Here is a 3,348-nt window from a genome sequence, read left to right as displayed (position 1 = left end):
GCGGACGCCTCCGCCGATGAGCACCGCCGTCCGGCGCACCCTGATTGAGCATGACTGGCCGGGCAATGTGCGGGAGCTGGCGCATTTCGCCGATCGGGTCGCTCTGGATATCGACGCACCAGCCGCTTTCGGCGCGACCGAAGACGCGGGCGCCGGCCTCGTCGACCGGCTCGAACGGTTTGAGAAGGCGGTGCTGGAGGAGGCGTTGCATCGCCATGCGGGCGACATCGTCGCCATGACCGACGCCCTGCGGATTCCACGCAAGACCCTCTACGACAAGTTCCGCCGTCACGGCCTGCGCCCGGGCGATTTCCGCGCGCGAGATGAGCGTGGCTAAGACTGAGGAGGGGTCGGAGCGTTGCTGCGGACAGCAAAAAGCCCCGCGGCGAACCGGCGGGGCTTTGAGATCTTGGGTGCGGGAGCAGGATTTGAACCTGCGACCTTCAGGTTATGAGCCTGACGAGCTACCGGGCTGCTCCATCCCGCGGCAAGAGCGGCGTTGTGAAGGAAGATGTTCGAGAAGACCCGGGCTCAAGCAGCGCAAAGCGCGTTAGCCCGGAAAAGACGTCACAATCCACATATCCGCTTGGTAGACCCGGCGGCGACCTACTCTCCCATGCCTTGAGACATAGTACCATTGGCTCTGGAGGGCTTAACGACCGAGTTCGGGATGGGATCGGGTGGGGAACCTCCGACATAACCACCAGGTCAACCAAGCGGATATGTAGATTGTGACGAGAAGACATTGTCGTATTCGAAAAATCGAATGAGTTTTGCTGAGAAACGATCAAGCCGATCGGATTATTAGTACCAGTAAGCTTCACGCGTCGCCGCGCTTCCACACCTGGCCTATCAACGTGGTAGTCTTCCACGATCCTCAGCGAAGCCTTGTTTTGAGGTTAGTTTCCCGCTTAGATGCTTTCAGCGGTTATCTATTCCATACTTAGCTACCCTGCTGCACAACTGGCGTCATGACAGGTCCACCAGAGGTATGTCCATCCCGGTCCTCTCGTACTAGGGACAGATCCTCTCAAGCTTCGAACACCCACGGCAGATAGGGACCAAACTGTCTCACGACGTTCTGAACCCAGCTCACGTACCACTTTAATCGGCGAACAGCCGAACCCTTGGGACCTGCTCCAGCCCCAGGATGTGATGAGCCGACATCGAGGTGCCAAACTTTGCCGTCGATATGGACTCTTGGGCAAAATCAGCCTGTTATCCCTAGAGTACCTTTTATCCGTTGAGCGATGGCCCTTCCACGCGGGACCACCGGATCACTATGGCCGACTTTCGTCTCTGCTCGACTTGTCAGTCTCGCAGTCAGGCGGGCTTATGCCATTGCACTCGACGACCGATTTCCGACCGGTCTGAGCCCACCATCGCGCGCCTCCGTTACACTTTAGGAGGCGACCGCCCCAGTCAAACTACCCACCACGCCATGTCCCGGGACCGGATAACGGTCCTCGGTTAGACGTCAACGACAGTAAGGGTGGTATTTCAAGGATGGCTCCACCAGAGCTGGCGCCCCGGTTTCATAGCCTCCCACCTATCCTACACATACGGTCGCTAACGCCAAGGCGAAGCTATAGTAAAGGTTCATAGGGTCTTTCCGTCTGACCGCGGGAACCCCGCATCTTCACGGGGAATTCAATTTCACTGAGCCTGTGCTGGAGACAGTGGGGAAGTCGTTACGCCATTCGTGCAGGTCGGAACTTACCCGACAAGGAATTTCGCTACCTTAGGACCGTTATAGTTACGGCCGCCGTTTACCTGGGCTTCAGTTCGTCGCTTTCACAACTCCCTTTAACCTTCAGGCACCGGGCAGGCGTCAGACCCTATACGTCGCATTGCTGCTTCGCAGAGCCCTGTGTTTTTGCTAAACAGTCGCTACCCCCTGGCTTGTGCCACTCTGCAAAGGTTGCCCTAAGCAGAGTCACGCTTATTCCGAAGTTACGCGTGCAATTTGCCGAGTTCCTTCAGCACAGTTCTCTCAAGCGCCTTGGTATGCTCTACCTGACCACCTGTGTCGGTTTCGGGTACGGTCTCTGCCAGAGTTATTTCCAGGGACAACTTCCCTGCCAGGACAATCCAATAAGCCCTGACAAGTTACGCCATCCGTCACTTCTGGCTGGTGCAGGAATATTTACCTGCTTCCCATCGACTACGCTTTTCAGCCTCGCCTTAGGGGCCGACTAACCCTGCGCAGATTAGCTTTACGCAGGAACCCTTGGTCTTTCGGCGGGAGTGTCTCTCACACTCCTTATCGTTACTCATGTCAGCATTCTCACTTCCGATACCTCCAGCCAGGCTCACGCCTGACCTTCACCGGCTTACGGAACGCTCCGCTACCGCTCGCTTACGCGAACCCATATCTTCGGCGCATGGCTTGAGCCCCGTTACATTTTCCGCGCAGGATCGCTTGATCAGTGAGCTGTTACGCTTTCTTTAAAGGATGGCTGCTTCTAAGCCAACCTCCTGATTGTCAAAGCAATCCCACATCGTTTCCCACTTAGCCATGACTTGGGGGCCTTAGATGATGGTTAGGGTTGTTTCCCTTTTCACGACGGACGTTAGCACCCGCCGTGTGTCTGCCCGATAGTTCTCTCAGGTATTCGGAGTTTGGTTAGTATTGGTACCACTCGCGCAGCCCGCAACCATCCAGTGCTCTACCCCCTGAGGAATTCGTCGGACGCTCTACCTAAATAGATTTCGCGGAGAACCAGCTATGTCTAGGTTTGATTGGCCTTTCACCCCTATCCACAAGTCATCCCAGAATTTTTCAACATTCACGGGTTCGGACCTCCAGTAAGTGTTACCTTACCTTCATCCTGCTCATGGATAGATCACCTAGTTTCGGGTCGTCATACGTCGAACTTAGCGCCCTATTCAGACTCGCTTTCGCTGCGCCTACACCTAACGGCTTAAGCTTGCTCGACACATGAAGTCGCTGACCCATTATACAAAAGGTACGCCGTCACCCCGCTTGGGGGCTCCGACTGCTTGTAGGCTTCCGATTTCAGGATCTGTTTCACTCCCCTTGTCGGGGTGCTTTTCACCTTTCCCTCACGGTACTTGTTCACTATCGGTCGTAGAGGAGTACTTAGGCTTGGAGGGTGGTCCCCCCATGTTCAGACAGGATTTCACGTGTCCCGCCCTACTCGAGTCTCTTGCTATTTGACGCCTACGGGGCTTTCACCCGCTATGGCCGACCTTTCCAGATCGTTCGGCTTTATATCACAAGAGCACTGGCCTGGTCCCGGTTCGCTCGCCACTACTACGGGAGTCTCGGTTGATGTCCTTTCCTCCGGGTACTGAGATGTTTCAGTTCCCCGGGTTTGCTTAATG

The 3,348-nt window shown here is 55.8% G+C and carries 1 protein-coding gene, 1 tRNA gene and 2 rRNA genes (1 of these 4 running past the window's edge); 1 reads left to right on the top strand and 3 read right to left on the bottom strand.

What is annotated here, in order from left to right; translation table 11 throughout:
- The coding region (locus ACP7AZ_RS17645) for a helix-turn-helix domain-containing protein (RefSeq protein WP_426039958.1) at positions 1-337 on the top strand (337 nt) is incomplete at its 5' end.
- A gap of 73 nt (positions 338-410) precedes the next feature.
- Here the strand turns inward: ACP7AZ_RS17645 and ACP7AZ_RS17640 are convergent.
- From ACP7AZ_RS17640 to ACP7AZ_RS17630, 3 genes are all read right to left on the bottom strand, one after another.
- Positions 411-487 (bottom strand) — tRNA-Met (locus tag ACP7AZ_RS17640).
- Between the two features lie 106 nt (positions 488-593).
- Positions 594-708 (bottom strand): 5S ribosomal RNA (gene rrf, locus ACP7AZ_RS17635).
- Between the two features lie 75 nt (positions 709-783).
- Positions 784-3,348 (bottom strand): 23S ribosomal RNA (locus ACP7AZ_RS17630) (it continues 218 nt past the right edge of the window).

The organism is Brevundimonas sp. DC300-4 (genome assembly GCF_049897365.1).
Lineage (GTDB): Bacteria > Pseudomonadota > Alphaproteobacteria > Caulobacterales > Caulobacteraceae > Brevundimonas.
This window is presented reverse-complemented; position numbering and strand designations above follow the sequence as displayed.